This window comes from Mesorhizobium sp. B4-1-3, from assembly GCF_006439355.1.
In the GTDB taxonomy this organism is placed as follows: domain Bacteria; phylum Pseudomonadota; class Alphaproteobacteria; order Rhizobiales; family Rhizobiaceae; genus Mesorhizobium.
Genome location: NZ_VFTG01000002.1, coordinates 377,698 through 393,156 on the forward strand (window position 1 = coordinate 377,698; position 15,459 = coordinate 393,156).

The following is a 15,459-nucleotide window of genomic DNA, read 5'->3' on the forward strand; positions in this document are numbered from 1 at the left end:
AAAGACTTTGAGATGACACGCCAATCCATCGAGGACAGGATCCTGACGCGCTCCGAAGCCGTTACGCTGACAGGACTGCCGGCCGGCTCGCCATCTGCGCGGTTGTCCGCTTGGCATCTTGCGCGGACCATCACGCTGCTTGGCGCGTTCGCCGTCCTGGTCGCAGGGGCGGTCGTCCTGTCGTTCCGTCTCTATCCCGCGCTCGGTACATTCGTCGCCGGCACGGCTTCCGCGCAAGCACAGGCGCCTATGCAGGGCGAGCCGGCGCAACCCGCGCCTGCGCCGGCGGATATCGCGGCGAACAAGAATCCGTTTCAGGCGCATGCCGCTCAGGCGGGCGTGCGCACCTGTGCCAATCTCTTTACCACGCTCGGACAGGCTCTGACTGCCGGATCGACCTATGCGGTCCAGACGCAATGGGACAAGACCTCGCCCGATGCGCATGCGGTGCAGGCGGTCGCCGGGATGAGTTACAATCTGCCGGACTATAAGACCCAGGCCGCCGGCGTCGTCTTTGCCTCACCGCTTGGCCAGACCTGCGAGGGCGGCTTCGTGCGCGTGGCGCCGTTCCAAAGGTCTTGCCAGGAAGTCGTCGGCACGCTGCCGAAGGGCAGCCAGCTGGCAGACAATCTGTCGAACACGATGCTTTTCAACCTTGCCAACAATGGCGGTCAGGCCCTGCTCGTTCCGACGGGAAATACCTGCGTTGTCGTTTCGGTCGCGCGCATGGGCGGATAACGGCCAGGCACAGTCACCTGTCTTGAACAGCTGCAATCGGGAGCTACGAACATGTTGATCGACCGTCGCCTCTCATTCCCGCTGCTGGCGGCCCTGGTCGGGCTTACGATCGCCAGCCATGCGGCCGACCTGGTTTCGCCACCGCCGGCTGAGACGGGCGAGGAAAAGGGCATCTGGGGCGCGATCGCCTACTCGCCGGGCGACGGCCGTCACGGCTTCTTCTGGGGCGCCGACAAGCGGCAGGAAGCGGAAGACATCGCGCTGAAGCACTGTGAGAACGCGGACGGCAAGGGCTGCCGGGTGGTCGAGGTGTTCCGCAACCATCGCCATTGGGACGATGACGACGGAACCGGCTTTCCCTACGAGCACTGCGCGGCGCTGTCGGTCGGCAAGAGCCGTGGCGCGGCGACACCGTTCTGGGGCGCGGCATCGGCCACGACCCGCGGTGAGGCCGAGGACAAGGCGACGGCCGAGTGCGGAGGCGAGGGGAAGGAGTGCAAGATCCGCGAGTGGGTCTGTACCTGACGTCGCCGGCGGAATCGAGCGCCTGCGGCGATCCGTCGGCCCTGGCGCCGTTCACACCGGGATAAGCGGCGCGACCGCGCGGTCCGATGGACGGTCGCTCGACGACAGGCCGGAAAAGACGCCGGCGCGATCGGCGGCATTGCGGTTCTGGCTCATCTTGCGCTTGCCTTCGAGCCGCGTGATCGGCATGCGCAGGCCGACGATGCCCTTCAGCTGCGACTGGATGAAATCCGCCGGCGCATCGGAAACGGCCCAAGGTGCCGAGCGCTCGCCTTCATGCAGGTTGGTCAGGCGAGTCACGACCTCGAGCAACCTGTCGGCGTCCTCGAAGAATTCGATCGGCCCATGGGCGTGGACGGCAACGTAGTTCCAGGTCGGCACGACCTTCCCGGTCTCCTGCTTGGTCTGATACCAAGCCGGCGTCACATAGGCGTCTGGCCCCATGAACATCGCCAAGCCGTCGCCCACCGCCGGCACGCGCCAGTGCGGGTTTGCCTTGGCGACATGGCCGTAGATCACGCCATGCTCGCCTTCGTTCTCATCCAGCAGAAGCGGCAACGGTGTCGCCAGCGGCCCTTCGGCTGTGGCGGTGACCAGTATAGCCAGCCGCGCGGCGCGGATCGTGGCCGTGAGGCTCTCCTTGTCGTCGTCGCGGAAGGCGGGCGGTATATACATGGCTAAACTCCTTGCGGCATAAAATGCCTGAAGTCCGGCCTGCTTAGAACATCCGGTCCTGAAAGTTTGTGTGGTCCAGTTGGCCGGGTTCGCACCGCTCCAGCCTGCCGGGTTAACCGCTTCTCGGCCCAGTGCCGGTTGCGGTGCTCGCCATCATTTCGGCCGGGCACCGCTGACCGCCTATGCATGTCCCCAGCGGTTTTGGGAAAACAACATGCACGGGACAAAGACTCAAAGCGCATCGCGTCTTGAGCGTTAGAAGATCTCGTTGGTTAGCCGCTTCACGGGACCGAGCAGGATCGAGCCCGTCGGCACCCCGTTGTCGATCGGGATCGCCTTGCGCTCCGGCATGTCCTCTTCCGGTGCGCCGATATTGGCCGTCACGATGACCGGCGTCTTGGTCGGCACGCGGTCGTAGAGGTCGATGATGTCCTGGTTGATCAGGCGCACGCAGCCCGACGATACCGACTTGCCGATCGACCACCATTCGGGCGAGCCGTGCAGGCGGTAGAGAGTGTCCTGGTTGCCTTGGAACAGATAAAGCGCACGCGCCCCGAGCGGGTTCTTCAGGCCGCCCGGCATGCCGCCATTCTTGGCGCTGTATTGCGTCAGCTCCGGCTGGCGGGCGACCATCTCGTCCGGCGGCGTCCATTTCGGCCATTTCTGCTTCCACTGCACGACGGCGTCGCCCGACCATTCGAAGCCGGCGCGGCCGAGGCCGACGCCGTAGCGGATCGCCTGGCCGCCCTCGCGCACCAGGTAGAGGAAGTGGCCGGTGGTATCGACGACGATGGTGCCCGGGCGCTGTCCGGTCGGATCGGGAACGATCTGGCGCAAAAATCTGTGATCGATCTTGTTCACCGGGATGGCCGGCAGCTCGAAGCCATTGTCCGACATCGCGCCATACATCGTCTCGTAATCCCCGAGCGGCGGCTCGACATAGGTGGGCGGTGGCGGCTGGATGGGAGCAGGGGCCGGGCCGGTGGTGGTGCAGGCGGACACGGCGGCCGAAGCGGCGCCAAGGGCCGTGAAGTTGAGAAAGCCGCGGCGGCTGATGCGGAAGGAAGCGTCTGACATGGTTGCCTTTTCTAGGTCTTAATTCGCAAGAAAGCATGAATCCGCGAGCAGGTCGCCGGGGCCATTCATAACAGTCGGTGGCGATAGGCGGTTCCAATTCTGGCCTGAGGGTGGACAGAAAAAGGCGAAGCTGTGACCGTGCCGCCGCTGTTGCGCTGCAGCAACAGCGAGGTCAGGGTGGTTCGCCGCTCACGGAAACGCCGAACCACCCTTTCTTTTGTTTCGATGCAATTCCGGACGGAAAACCGCTTCACTTTCCTGCATCAGACGCCCGCCAGAAGACCATCGAGCGAGGGTAGAATGAGGCCTGGCGGAAAGTCGCGGTATTCGTCCGGCTGATTGGCCCGGTTGATCCAGACCGTGCGGAAACCGAATTTCGTCGCGCCGGCGACGTCCCAGCGGTTCGACGACTGGAAAGACACCGCGCCCGGATAAAGTCGCCAGTTGGTGACCACCATGTCGTAGACCGACGGGTCGGTTTTGAACCGCTCGACCGCATCGACCGAGAATACGTCGTCCAGGATCTGGTCGAGTGCCGCGGATTTGACCGCCGCGTCGAGCATTTCCGGCGAGCCGTTGGAGAGGATCGCGAGCTTCGCGCCCGAGGCCTTGAGCGCCTTCAGCACGGCCGGCACTTCCGGGTAGCAATCGAGCCGCCAATAAGCTTCGAGCAGTTTCGTCCGCAGCGCTGGATCGGCCGAGGGCACCTTGCGCAAAGCGAAATCCAGCGCCTGCTCGGTCAGTTGCCAAAAGTCGGCGTATGAGCCCATCAGCGTCCTGACCCAGGAATATTCGAGCTGCTTGGCGCGCCAGATTTCCGACAACAGCTGGCCGTCCGGGCCGATCTCGCCGGCATGGCGGCGCACGGCAGCGTGCACGTCGAACAACGTTCCATAGGCGTCGAAGACATAGGCCGCATGATGCATGGAAAGAGTTTTGCGGCGGCAAGCCGCGCCGTGCAAGCGCTGATTGCCGTTAAGTGCCGCTGGCCTCAATGATTTTCGGCCATGTCGGTTGACGCCGGCCCTCAAAGCATCGTCCTATGCCGGCCCGAAATCACTTATTTGGACGGCAAACATGACACTGGCGGCGGCGGCGCAAACCGCGACTTGGACCTATGTGGACGGCGACTGGTATGAAGGCAATGTCGCGGTACTGGGGCCGCGCAGCCATGCCATGTGGCTCGGCACCAGCGTCTTCGACGGCGGCCGCTGGTTCGAAGGCGTCTCGCCCGACCTCGAGCTTCACGCCGCTCGCGTCAACGCTTCCGCGACCGCGCTTGGCCTGAAGCCTTCGATGACGACGGAAGAGATCGTCGGCCTGACCTGGTATGGTCTGAAGAAATTCGACGGCAAGACGGCGGTCTATATCAGGCCGATGTATTGGGCCGAGCATGGCGGCTATATGGGCGTGCCCGCCGACCCGGAATCGACACGCTTCTGCCTGTGCCTCTACGAAGCGCCGATGATCCCGCCATCCGGCTTCTCGGTCACGGTCTCGCCGTTCCGCCGCCCGACCATCGAGACCATGCCCACCAACGCCAAGGCGGGCTGCCTCTACCCCAACAATGGCCGCGCCATCCTGGAAGCCAAGAATCGCGGCTTCGACAACGCACTCGTGCTCGATATGCTGGGCAATGTCGCCGAAACCGGAACCTCCAACGTCTTCCTGGTCAAGGACGGCCATGTGATGACGCCGGCGCCGAACGGCACGTTCCTGTCGGGCATCACCCGCTCGCGCACCATCAACCTGCTCGGCGATTACGGCTTCAGGACCATCGAGAAGACGCTGTCGGTTCGTGATTTCCTCGAAGCCGACGAGATCTTCTCGACCGGCAACCACTCCAAGGTCGTGCCGGTCACCCGCATCGAGAATCGCGACCTGCAGCCCGGCCCGGTGGCCAAGAAGGCGCGTGAGCTCTATTGGGAATGGGCGCATTCGGCGTCCGCCGCCTGAGCAGACGGAGCGTTTTTCCGCTTCGCTGAACGGCGAACCGCTCCATCTCCTTATTTTGCGCAATTCCGGGCGGAAACCGTCTCACACTTTCCCCGGAATTGCTCTAAAAAGTCGCTCGGCGTTCCATTCCGGAGTTGCCCCGATCCATTCCAGACCTATCTTAGGCCGGTAGTATCACCGGACTTTTTTCCTCGAGGGAGTACCATCCATGGCTTTTGAGTTGCCCGCTTTGCCTTACGACTACGAGGCCTTGCAGCCTTACATGTCGAAGGAGACGCTGGAGTATCATCACGACAAGCATCACAAGGCTTATGTCGACAACGGCAACAAGCTGGCCGCCGAGGCCGGAATGGGCGACCTGTCGGTCGAAGAGGTCGTGAAGCAGTCCTTCGGCAAGAATGCCGGGCTCTTCAACAACGCCGCCCAGCACTACAACCACATCCATTTCTGGAAGTGGATGAAGAAGGGCGGCGGCGGCAACAAGCTGCCGGGCGCGCTGCAGAAGGCTTTCGACAGCGACCTCGGCGGCTACGACAAGTTCAAGGCGGATTTTATCGCCGCCGGCACCACCCAGTTCGGCTCGGGCTGGGCCTGGGTCTCGGTCAAGAACGGCAAGCTGGAAATCTCCAAGACCCCGAACGGCGAGAACCCGCTCGTCCATGGCGGCTCGCCGATCCTCGGCGTCGACGTCTGGGAGCACTCCTATTACATCGACTACCGCAATGCGCGGCCGAAATATCTCGAGGCCTTCGTCGACAGCCTGATCAACTGGGACCATGTCCTGGAGATGTACGAAAAGGCCAAAGGCTGAGCGATTTTTGATGAAAAGCCCCGGCACGCCGGGGCTTTTGTTTTTCAGGCAGGAAAACGGCAAGCCAGCCGGCAAAATCGTCACGGCGAAGGGGAATAATCTCGCCGCGGCGCCCGTTAACGTCCAGTCGCGTACTCTTTCCTTCACCACGGAGCCAATTGAATGAGAAAGCTTGTCATCGCCATCTCCATGCTCGCCTTCGCCGGTTCGGCCGCCTACGCCGACCCGATCAAGGATCGCCAGGCCCTGATGAAGGAGCGCGGCAAGCTCGCCGGGCAGATCTCGAAGGTGGTTAAAGGCGAGACGCCTTTCGATGCCGCCGCCGTGCTGGACGCGCTGAAGGCGCTGCAGGCCAACGCCGAGAAATTCGATGTCGATACGCTGTTCCCGGCCGGCTCTGATAAGGGCGACACCACGGCCGCGCCGAAGATCTGGGAAGACATGGCCGGCTTCAAAGCTGCCGAGGACAAGTTTCTGGCCGATACCAAGGCCGCGGTCGCTTCGCCGCCGGCCGACGCGGGCGCACTGAAGGCTCAGCTCAACACGCTGGGCGGCGATTGCGGCACCTGCCATCAGACCTACCGGATCAAGAAGAGCTGACCGCCTAAATGGCCTGGCTGAGGAAGCTTGTCGGCGCCGTCATCGTGCTTGGCGGCGCCGCGGCAGCCGCCGGCTGGGTCCTGTCGGCTCCGGTCAGGCTGGACGCCGCCACCGTCGCGCAACTCGGCCCCGGCGATGCCGCCAAAGGCAAACGCATCTTCTACGCGGGGGGCTGCACCTCCTGCCACGCAAAACCGGGCGCCCAGGGCGACGCCCGCCTCAAACTGGTCGGCGGGCTGGAGCTCAAGACGCCGTTCGGCACCTTCGTGCCGCCCAACATCTCGCAAGACCGGAAGGACGGCATCGGCGCCTGGAGCGAGGAGGATTTCGCCAACGCCATGCTGAAGGGCGTTTCGCCTTCCGGAGAGCATTTCTACCCGGCCTTTCCCTATGCGTCCTACGCGCGCATGAAGCCGGCCGACATCGCCGACCTCTACGCCTTCATGAAGACGCTGCCGGCGGTCGCCGGCAAGGCGCCGGACCACAAGCTGTCCTTCCCCTTCACCATCCGCCGCGGCATCGGCCTGTGGAAGCTTCTCTACCTCAGCCCGGACCCGGTGATCGCGCTGCCTGGCGGCACACCGGACAAGGTTCTCGCCGGCCGCTATCTGGTCGAAGGACCCGGCCATTGCGGCGAATGCCACACGCCGCGCGATTTTGCCGGCGGCGTCAAGAAGGGTGAATGGCTGGCGGGCGCCGTCGCCGCAGAAGGCTCAGGAATCGTGCCCAACATCACCCCCGGGGGGAAGAGCATCAAGAGCTGGTCGGAAGCAGATATCGCCAACTATCTCGAGACCGGCTTCACGCCCGATTTCGATTCCGTCGGCGGCGCCATGGTCGAGGTGCAGAAGAACATGGCGCAACTGACCGCCGACGACCGCGCCGCGATCGCCGCCTATCTCAAGGCGATCCCGCCGCATCTCAACGGCTACCCGGCGCGCAAGCCAGCGAACTGACCTTTTATCTTACGGGTGCCGGTCGCCCAGGAAATCGAAGCCGTTTTCGAAGAAGTGATTGTAGTCGCAGGTCAGTTCCTCGCCCGGCGCGATGTCGCGCAGCGCGTATGTTTCCTCGGGCGAGGAGACGTCGCAGTTCGGCTCGTCCGCGTGGTTCATGTAGCGCGCGTCATCTGCCTCGAAGACGATGTAGTTGGGGTCGCGCCGGTCCGGATAGGAATAGCGATCGAGATAGGACTTCACCGGCCCGCTCTCGCTCTCATACGTGTCGACAGGAATGCGCCGGTCGAACCTTGGGTCGAGCTTCCAGATCAGCGTGCCCTTTGCGATGCGGTGTTTGGCGAAGACGCCAATGCCCTGGATGGGCGATTTGTCGAGATAGACGTCGACGAGCAGCATGACGAACCTTGCGAATGAGCGGTCGGCGCGGTCCAAGGACCACGTCCAAAAAACAGAGCATTGCGTAACGCGCGCCCTTGTCAATTGCGAGTGGAAAATCAGGCTTTGCCTGTCACTTTCAAGGCATAGGCGTAAATGTAGGCGATCTCCTCCAGCCGCGAGAACCGGCCCGAGGCGCCGGCGTGTCCGGACTCCATGTTGATCTTGAACAGGACCGGATTGCCGCCTGCCTTGCGTTCGCGCAGCCGCGCCACCCATTTCGCCGGCTCCCAATAGGTGACGCGCGGATCGGTGAGGCCTGCCAGCGCCAGGATCGGCGGGTAGTCGAGCGCCCCCACATTGTCATAGGGCGAATAGGCCGCGATCGTCTCGTAGTCGGCGGCGGACGCGATCGGGTTGCCCCATTCCGGCCATTCCGGCGGCGTCAGCGGCAGGCTGGCGTCGAGCATGGTGGTGAGCACGTCGACGAACGGCACCTCGGCGACGATGCCGCCGAAAGCTTCCGGCGCCATGTTGGCGATCGCCCCCATCAGCATGCCGCCGGCGGAGCCGCCCTGCGCAACGATGCGGTCATGCCGGGTGTAGCGCTCCGCGACGAGATGGCGGGCGCAGGCGATGAAATCGGTGAACGTGTTCATCTTCTTCGCCCGCTTGCCGTCCTCGTACCAACCGTAGCCCTTGTCCTTGCCGCCGCGCACATGCGCGATGGCATAAACGAAGCCGCGGTCGACCAGCGACAGGCAGTTGGTGTTGAAGGCGGAGGGCACCGTGATGCCGTAGGAGCCGTAGCCGTAGAGCAGGCAGGGTGCGGAACCGTCGAGCGGCGTGGCGCGATGGTAGAGCAGCGAGATCGGCACCAACTCGCCATCGGCCGCCGGCGCCATCAGCCGACGCGTGACATAGTGCTCCGGATCGTGGCCGGAGGGCACTTCCTGCGTCTTCAGGAGCACCCGTTCGCGGCTGCGCATATTATAGTCGAACACCTGCGCCGGTGTTGTCATCGACGAATAGCTGAAGCGCATCACTTCGGTGTCGTATTCATAGGAGCCGGAGAGACCGAGCGAGAAAGCTTCCTCGTCGAAGGAGATGAAATGCTCCTCGCCGCTGGCGCGCTCGCGCACCACGATACGCGGCAGTCCGTCCTTGCGCTCGAGCCTGACCATATAGTGCTTGAAGCCGAGCACCGAGAGGATCAGGCGGCCCGGCTCGTGCGGCACCAGTTCCTGCCAGTTGGCGCGCACCGGGTTGTCGACCGGCGCGGTCATGATCTTGAAGTCCTTGGCGCCGTCGGCATTGGTGAGGATGAAGAAGATGTCGCCGCCTTCTTCCAGGTCATATTGCACGCCGGTCTCGCGCACCGCCACCAGCTTCGGCTCGGCCGATGGATCATTGGTCGGCAGCAAGCGGTATTCCGAAGTCTCGTGGTCGTTGATGCCGATCATGATCCAGTCATTGGCGCGCGTGCCGCTGACATCCATGAAGAAGCCCGGATCGGTTTCCTCATGGATCAGCCGGTCGTTCTCGGACTTGTCGCCGAGCGCGTGGAAGAACACTTTCGACGGGCGATGATTGTCGTCGAGATGGGTATAGAAGAAGCCGTCGTCGCCGGCGTCCCAAACCCCGCCGCCGCCCGTATCCGGAATCCGGTCGGCAAGATCCTTGCCGCTCGCGAGATCGCGCACGCGTAGCGTGAAGAATTCCGAGCCCTTGTCGTCGAACGCCCATAGCAGCTTCTTGTGGTCGCCCGAATGGTCGACGCTGCCGAGCCGGAAATAGGCCTTGCCCTCCGCCTCGCTATCGCCGTCGAGCAGGATCTCCTCGGCGCCGCCGTCGCGCGGCGTGCGGAAATAGCGCGGCTGCTCGCCGCCTTGTCGGAAGGAAGAGCCATAGGCATAAGGGCCGTCCTTCATCGGCACCGTGGAGTCGTCTTCCTTGACGCGCCCCTTCATCTCGGCAAACAGCTTGCCGCGCAGGTCCGCGCTACCCGCCATCAGCGCCGCCTGATAGGCGTTCTCGGCCTCGAGATGGGCGCGGATGCGGCCGTCGAGCAGGGAAGGGTCACGGAATACGGCCTGCCAGTTGTCGGCTCGCATCCAGGCGTAGTCGTCGCTGCGGGTGATGCCGTGATGCGTGTCGGAAACCGGGTGTTTTTCAGGGGTCGGCGGGCTGGCGGCCGGGAAGGCGGAAGTCAAGGCGGAAGCTCTGGTCATTACGTCTCGCTGCGGAATTTGCTTGAATGACGAATGAACACGCCGCTCAGCGGCGGTTCAAGGGGCGCGGCTCAAGATGGTCTACAGAAGCTAAGTCGAAGGGGGAAAGATGAAATCCTGTGTTTCTACCGCAATGTCCGTCGTCCTCGCGGCGGGTCTGGCTTTTTCCAGTCAGTCTCATGCAACCGTCTTTGCCGCCTGGCAAGTGGCGGGGGTGCCGTTCGGCGACACCCTCAATGCACGAAAGTATCCGTCCAACACATCACAGAAACAGGCTGCTTATCCGAACGGCACCGTACTGCAGATGACCGGCCGCTGCACCGGTGGCGTGAACCTGCTCGATATCGCCCGGCAGCCGCAATGGAAGCAGCGCCAGGCGATCCGCTACCGCTGGTGCGAGATCTGGCACGATCCGGCGCAGAATGGTCATTTTGTCGCCGGCTGGGTCTACGGCAAATATATCGCGCCTCACTGATGAATTCTGTCGCAAAGCCTCGTCGGCTCCGGCCGCCAAGGCGAGATCCTTGCGTCTCGTTGCGCCGCAGGATTCGTTGCACTGGCACAACAGGCGCCCAAGCATTGATCAAGCATTGAATGCCGTGTCGGGTGGCGATCGGATGTCTAACACGTGGATGGCGCTACGTCATGGCATGCTGGTCTGGCCAGAAAAATCTCGCGAAGTTACACGGTGCACGAATTTTTGAAGCTGAATCGGCAATATTTGATGAATATCGATCAATATAAACCAGCATGCGAATTGACTTACTTTCAATGCAGCGTCATTAAGATAACCGACGCGAATCGCAGAGCCTTTCCTGAATGAATTCGCGCGATGCCCGATCCCAGAAAAAGGGCGCAGTTTTAGAAACAACTCTCGTTGGGGCCTTAGCACTATGGAAATCGTCGAAACACCTTCGAAAAACGGTGATGCGCTGATCGAGCTGACCGCCGATGTCGTCGCCGCCTATGTCAGCAACAACCCGGTGCCGGTCGGGGAACTGCCAAACCTTATTGCCGACGTCCATGCCGCGTTGGGCCGCGTTGGCGGCTCGCCGGAGCAGCCGTCGGCCGAGAAGCAGAAGCCGGCCGTCAACCCGAAGCGCTCCGTCCATGACGACTACATCGTCTGTCTCGAGGACGGAAAGAAGTTCAAGTCGCTGAAGCGGCATTTGATGACCCACTATAATCTCACGCCGGAAGAGTATCGTGAGAAGTGGGGCCTGGACGCCAACTACCCGATGGTTGCCCCCAATTATGCGGCCGCCCGCTCGCAACTCGCCAAGAAGATGGGCCTGGGCCGCAAGCGCAAGGGCCGCTGACGGGCTCCTGCTCTTGCAAGCAGCTCGACGGCGCCCTCGCGGCGCCGTTTTGCTTTAAAGATCTGAGGTCAGGCGGTCTGCTTCAGCGCCGCTTCCGCGTCGCGCTTGATGCGCTTGACCATCGAGCGCAGACCGTTGGCGCGCTGCGGCGACAGATGTTCGTCGAGGCCGAGTTCCTTCAGCGTCGCTTCGGCATCCGTGTTCTGGATTTCGCTCGCATGTCGGCCTGAAAACAATGCCAGCATGATGGCGACGAGGCCGCGCACGATATGGGCATCGGAATGGCCCTGGAAGCTGATCACCGGATCGGCGCCGTCGCCTCGCTCGGTGGTGAGCCACACCTGGCTCACGCAGCCGGGCACCTTGTTCGCGGCCGTGCGTTCCGCCTCGGGAAATGGCGGCAGGCCTTCGCCAAGCTCGATCACATAGCGATAGCGGTCCTCCCACTCGTCGAGCAGGGAAAAGTCGTCGCGGATGGTCTGGATCGGGGTGATCATTGCCCGCATATAGTGACCCGGCTCCGCCGCGTCACGGAAAAAGAAAGACGCCGCGGGCGTCGAGAGGTCGGACGCGCCCGCGGCGGAGAGCAATTCCAGGAAAAGTGCGTAGCGGTTTTCCGTCCGGAATTGCGCCAAACCAAAGAAAGAGCAATCCAGAAAAATACGTAGCGGTTTCCGCCCGGAATTGCGCCAAAACCAAAGAGCCGAGCGAACGGCCGGAAGAATTCAGTTCTTCGCCGTCAACATCACCGGAATGTTCACCTTGGCGGGCAGCACGATGTCCTCGGCGACGCTGCCGGTGGTCGTGACGGAGCCATCCGCGACCTTCGTCTCGGGCGTGCCTGCCTGCCCGGACTGCCCAGACTGCCCAGACTGCTTGTCGTCGATCATGGCCGCGGCGATCTTGGCCGTTTCCTTGGCGCGAACGGTGATGGTGTACATGGCCGATTTGCCGGTTTCGCAGACATCGGGCTTGCGCTCGCAGAGCCCGGCAATGTCGCCGACTGCCTCGCGCGCCGCAAAGAGCGCCTGGATCGGCCCGACGCTCTGCTTGCCGTCCTCGCCCGGGCCGACGCCAAGTGGCAGCGCCAGCAGCACCAGCGAAAACCAGAAAGCCATCCTGATCAGAAAGCCCATCTTACTAACCTCTCATCCGGGATGGATGATGCATCCATCCGTGACGGATCATGCATCCCTTGGCATGACCTCTTTTATGGGCACGATCATGGCACGGTCACACAAAGGACGGCTTGCATCGAAGCCGCCAATTTTCTTCAAATTTTAAGCAAATTCGAAAGGAATTGGCTTTGAAACGCAATTGCCTCGAATCTCATCCGCTGTATTAACTTCACGACAACCATATATCGCGTTGTAATTGCGCAATTTTCTTATGAGCAGGGGTTAGTCGGATCAAGTTGTGGTCCATTTCGGCACAGGCCTCGCGGCTAACCCGCCGTTTACCATGGCGGCAACTCGGCATGCTTCGCGAGGCCGGCATCACAATATTTGCCTTGGGGCGGTCGCCGGCGCCGCCAGCCTTATCCATTCCTTAAACGCTGGATGCGAGTTTCAAGTCATTGATTGAGTCACCTGCAAGGCAGGGTGTTTTTACGACCGGGTACGCGTGCGTTGAGTTCAATTTCAGCCAGATACGTTCAATTGCCCGGCGCGGTGTCAGCCGGCTGCGAACGCATGGTTCACCCGACCGTTACGGGTGAGGCCGAACGCTTGCGCCAGCGCCGTTTCATAGGCGTTATGTTTGCCGCTCCGTTCCTGGCTGCGGGTGCCGCGGTCACGCTTGTCACGTCCAGCCTCGGCGCGGCCGTCACGATGGCCGCGATCTTTGCCGCTTTCGGCCTATGCTGGTTCGCGGCGCTTCTGGTGGCGGCTACCGGCCACATGGCGTTCGTCAGCCGCATAGCTGTGGTGCTGGGCGGCCTTGCCCTTGCCGGCGCTATTGCCGCGGCGGGCGGGTTGGCCTCGCCGGTCGCTTTGCTTGCCGCTGCCTTGCCGGTCGAGACCTGGTGGGTCTCGGGATCGCGGCGGGCCATGCTGTCAGGTGCCTTGGCGGCGGTCGGTGCGATCGTACTGCAGCCCTTCGCCGGCCATGTCCTGCCATCGGGCGAAATCGCGGCCTGGCATTGGCTGCTGCCGCTCGCCTGGGCGCTGACGCTGGTGCCGCGGGCCGCCGCCTTCGCCGGCCCGGCAGGCTCGCGGCTGACGGAGCCTGCCGCCGATCGTCTTGAGGACGTGATCGACGCCGTCGTGCTGCGCCTTGGGCGCCAGGGCGACGTGCTCGACGCCTCCGCCAAGGCTCGTTCGATCCTCAAATTGGCGCCGGAACTCCTGCTCGGCACCGGCCTTTTCGACCGCGTCCATCTTTCCGATCGCGTCGCCTATCTCACCGCCTTGGCCGACATGCGCGAGGGCGCGCCGAAACGCCGGCTCGACCTGCGCATCCGGCTGCCGCGCGAGGGTTCGTGCGCGACCGACAATTTCCGCCCGTTCAGCCTCGAGCTGCTGCGCGGCGACGCCGATCGCGACGCCTTCACCCTGGTCCTGCGTGAAAACGACGATGTCGCGGCGCTGCGAGAGGAGCTTGCGCAAGCGAGGGAGGAGGTTGCGACCGCCGAAGTGGCCAAAGGCCGCTTCCTCGCGGTGGTCAGCCACGAGCTGCGCACGCCGCTCAACGCCATCATCGGCTTCTCCGACATGCTGCTGCACGAGATGTTCGGCGGCTTCAAGGACCCGCGCCAGAAGGAATATGTCGGCCTGGTCAGGGAGTCCGGCCAGCATCTGCTGTCGGTCGTCACCTCGATCCTCGACGTGTCGCGCATCGAGGCGGGCGCCTATGCGACCGAGCTGGAGCCATTCCGCTTCGTCGAGGCGGTCGACATGTGCCGCTCGATGATGCGGCCGCTGGCCGACGCCAAGGGCATCGTTCTTGCCACGCAGATCGCGCCGGATGCGGGCGAGATCAATGCCGATCGCCGCGCCGTGCAGCAGATCCTGATCAATCTCGCTTCGAACGCCGTCAAGTTCACGCCCGATGGCGGCAGCGTCGTGATCGGCGCCAAGCGCGTCGGCTCCCGCCTGCATTTTTGGGTGAGCGACACCGGCATCGGCATCGCCGAGGAGGATATGGCCAATCTCGGCAAGCCGTTCATGCAGATCCAGAACGACTACACGCGCCGTTTCGAGGGTACCGGGCTTGGTCTGTCGCTGGTCAAGGGCCTGGTGGCGCTGCACGACGGCACGATGTCGATCGAGAGCGCGCCGGGTGAGGGCACGACGGTGACGATCGGCCTGCCGGTGAACGGGCCGAAGCGGCATTCCGGTGCGCCTTCCGGCGTGCTGGCCATGCCGGCGGCGAAGCCGAAGGGGGACAGAGATGGGGAGGGAAATGGCTCGCTCCGCAAAACGGCCTAAGGTCGTCGAACCCGAACGCGGCGTCCTCGCCGAAGGCGCGGTCGCGGTCGGTCAGCTGATCGCAAGCAATCCGGTCCTGGTCGGCGGTTCGACCGCCTTCCTGGTGACGTTGTTCTATGTCTCGGCCAATGCGCTCTGGTATCAGCCTTTTCCGCATACCGGCGCCTTCTTTGCCACCCGCAGCATCGAGAATTTCCCGCATACCCTCTCCAATGAACCGGAAACCACCATCAACATCGTGCGCCAGGCGCCGGCGCAGCCGGTCGCCAAGCCGGATCCGGTCGTCCAGCAGGTGCAAGGCATTCTGAAGGACCTCAATTTTTATGACGGCACGGTCGATGGCCTCACAGGCCCGGCCACGCGCAAGGCGATCCAGACCTATCAACTGAAAGTCGGGCTGCCCGGCTCGGGCGAGATCGACGGCGCGTTGCTCGACCAGCTTGGCGCCCGCCAGACGACGGCGGCCATTCCCCACCCGGCGCCGCGGCCGGCCGATGGCGTGGCCGTCCTGGCCGCCAAGCCGCCGGTGATCCCGGTTTCCGCACCGGCCGATGGCGCCACGCAATCGCCCGATGCCCGCATCGTCAAGATCCAGGCAGGCCTGAAAGCTTTCGGCAACAACGACATGCAGCTCGACGGCAAGGTCGGCGCCCGCACCAAGGCCGCGATCAAGGAATTCCAGGCCTTATTCGGCCTGCCCGAGACCGGCGAGCCGGACGAGGCTGTCTATGTCAAGATGCGCGAGATTGGCCTGACGAACTGAGC

The 15,459-nt window shown here is 63.2% G+C and carries 18 protein-coding genes; 11 read left to right on the plus strand and 7 right to left on the minus strand.

Annotation, left to right across the window (positions count from 1 at the left end; translation table 11 throughout):
* The first annotated feature begins 12 nt into the window (after nucleotides 1-12).
* Together FJW06_RS04645 and FJW06_RS04650 are read left to right on the plus strand one after the other, a co-directional pair.
* Nucleotides 13-738: a hypothetical protein gene (locus FJW06_RS04645; RefSeq protein WP_140748662.1), complete on the plus strand. Its 726-nt coding sequence runs from the start codon at nucleotides 13-15 to the stop codon at nucleotides 736-738.
* Between the two features lie 51 nt (nucleotides 739-789).
* Nucleotides 790-1,263: a DUF4189 domain-containing protein gene (locus FJW06_RS04650; RefSeq protein WP_140748664.1), complete on the plus strand. Its 474-nt coding sequence runs from the start codon at nucleotides 790-792 to the stop codon at nucleotides 1,261-1,263.
* Between the two features lie 51 nt (nucleotides 1,264-1,314).
* Here the strand turns inward: FJW06_RS04650 and FJW06_RS04655 are convergent, their stop codons facing one another.
* From FJW06_RS04655 to FJW06_RS04665, 3 genes are all read right to left on the minus strand, one after another.
* Nucleotides 1,315-1,938, minus strand: coding sequence for an FMN-binding negative transcriptional regulator (locus FJW06_RS04655; RefSeq protein WP_140748666.1), 624 nt, complete (start codon nucleotides 1,936-1,938; stop codon nucleotides 1,315-1,317).
* A gap of 255 nt (nucleotides 1,939-2,193) precedes the next feature.
* Nucleotides 2,194-3,015, minus strand: coding sequence for a L,D-transpeptidase (locus FJW06_RS04660; RefSeq protein WP_140748668.1), 822 nt, complete (start codon nucleotides 3,013-3,015; stop codon nucleotides 2,194-2,196).
* A 263-nt stretch (nucleotides 3,016-3,278) separates the two neighbouring features.
* Nucleotides 3,279-3,941, minus strand: a complete 663-nt coding sequence (locus FJW06_RS04665; protein ID WP_140748670.1) for a haloacid dehalogenase type II — start codon at nucleotides 3,939-3,941, stop codon at nucleotides 3,279-3,281.
* A gap of 151 nt (nucleotides 3,942-4,092) precedes the next feature.
* Between FJW06_RS04665 and FJW06_RS04670 the strand changes: the two genes are divergently transcribed.
* The 5 genes from FJW06_RS04670 to FJW06_RS04685 all read left to right on the plus strand — a co-directional run bounded on the left by FJW06_RS04670 (nucleotide 4,093) and on the right by FJW06_RS04685 (nucleotide 7,338).
* On the plus strand, nucleotides 4,093-4,971 hold the full coding sequence (locus FJW06_RS04670; RefSeq protein WP_140748672.1) for a branched-chain amino acid aminotransferase: 879 nt from the start codon (nucleotides 4,093-4,095) through the stop codon (nucleotides 4,969-4,971).
* 208 nt (nucleotides 4,972-5,179) lie between these two features.
* Nucleotides 5,180-5,782, plus strand: coding sequence for a superoxide dismutase (locus tag FJW06_RS04675; RefSeq protein ID WP_140748674.1), 603 nt, complete (start codon nucleotides 5,180-5,182; stop codon nucleotides 5,780-5,782).
* A 10-nt stretch (nucleotides 5,783-5,792) separates the two neighbouring features.
* Nucleotides 5,793-5,948, plus strand: a complete 156-nt coding sequence (locus FJW06_RS30025; RefSeq protein WP_181178138.1) for a hypothetical protein — start codon at nucleotides 5,793-5,795, stop codon at nucleotides 5,946-5,948.
* On the plus strand, nucleotides 5,945-6,382 hold the full coding sequence (locus FJW06_RS04680) for a cytochrome c (RefSeq protein ID WP_140748676.1): 438 nt from the start codon (nucleotides 5,945-5,947) through the stop codon (nucleotides 6,380-6,382). The genes FJW06_RS30025 and FJW06_RS04680 overlap by 4 nt, the downstream gene beginning before the upstream one ends.
* Nucleotides 6,383-6,390: 8 nt before the next feature.
* Nucleotides 6,391-7,338, plus strand: a complete 948-nt coding sequence (locus tag FJW06_RS04685; protein ID WP_140748678.1) for a cytochrome c — start codon at nucleotides 6,391-6,393, stop codon at nucleotides 7,336-7,338.
* 9 nt (nucleotides 7,339-7,347) lie between these two features.
* Here FJW06_RS04685 and FJW06_RS04690 read toward each other — a convergent pair whose 3' ends face one another.
* Together FJW06_RS04690 and FJW06_RS04695 are read right to left on the minus strand one after the other, a co-directional pair.
* Complete coding sequence (locus FJW06_RS04690) at nucleotides 7,348-7,737, minus strand: SET domain-containing protein-lysine N-methyltransferase (protein WP_140748825.1); 390 nt, start codon at nucleotides 7,735-7,737, stop codon at nucleotides 7,348-7,350.
* A 98-nt stretch (nucleotides 7,738-7,835) separates the two neighbouring features.
* A complete protein-coding gene (locus FJW06_RS04695; RefSeq protein ID WP_140748680.1) occupies nucleotides 7,836-9,947 on the minus strand; it encodes a S9 family peptidase in 2,112 nt (703 codons plus the stop codon).
* A 109-nt stretch (nucleotides 9,948-10,056) separates the two neighbouring features.
* On the opposite strand from FJW06_RS04695, the gene FJW06_RS04700 reads away from it, so the two are divergent.
* Both FJW06_RS04700 and FJW06_RS04705 read left to right on the plus strand, forming a co-directional pair.
* Nucleotides 10,057-10,422 (plus strand): SH3 domain-containing protein, encoded by a 366-nt coding sequence (locus tag FJW06_RS04700; RefSeq protein ID WP_140748682.1) that lies wholly within the window; start codon nucleotides 10,057-10,059, stop codon nucleotides 10,420-10,422.
* A 418-nt stretch (nucleotides 10,423-10,840) separates the two neighbouring features.
* Nucleotides 10,841-11,266, plus strand: coding sequence for a MucR family transcriptional regulator (locus FJW06_RS04705; RefSeq protein ID WP_027164827.1), 426 nt, complete (start codon nucleotides 10,841-10,843; stop codon nucleotides 11,264-11,266).
* A gap of 68 nt (nucleotides 11,267-11,334) precedes the next feature.
* On the opposite strand, the gene FJW06_RS04710 is transcribed toward FJW06_RS04705, so the two are convergent.
* Nucleotides 11,335-11,763, minus strand: a complete 429-nt coding sequence (locus tag FJW06_RS04710) for a SufE family protein (RefSeq protein WP_140748828.1) — start codon at nucleotides 11,761-11,763, stop codon at nucleotides 11,335-11,337.
* 228 nt (nucleotides 11,764-11,991) lie between these two features.
* Nucleotides 11,992-12,402 (minus strand): DUF5330 domain-containing protein, encoded by a 411-nt coding sequence (locus FJW06_RS04715; protein WP_140748684.1) that lies wholly within the window; start codon nucleotides 12,400-12,402, stop codon nucleotides 11,992-11,994.
* A gap of 555 nt (nucleotides 12,403-12,957) precedes the next feature.
* Here FJW06_RS04715 and FJW06_RS04720 point away from each other — a divergent pair.
* Both FJW06_RS04720 and FJW06_RS04725 read left to right on the plus strand, forming a co-directional pair.
* Nucleotides 12,958-14,694, plus strand: coding sequence for a HAMP domain-containing sensor histidine kinase (locus FJW06_RS04720; RefSeq protein WP_140748686.1), 1,737 nt, complete (start codon nucleotides 12,958-12,960; stop codon nucleotides 14,692-14,694).
* Nucleotides 14,669-15,457, plus strand: coding sequence for a peptidoglycan-binding protein (locus FJW06_RS04725; RefSeq protein WP_140748688.1), 789 nt, complete (start codon nucleotides 14,669-14,671; stop codon nucleotides 15,455-15,457). Before FJW06_RS04720 ends, FJW06_RS04725 begins: the two co-directional genes overlap by 26 nt.
* Nucleotides 15,458-15,459: the final 2 nt, after the last annotated feature.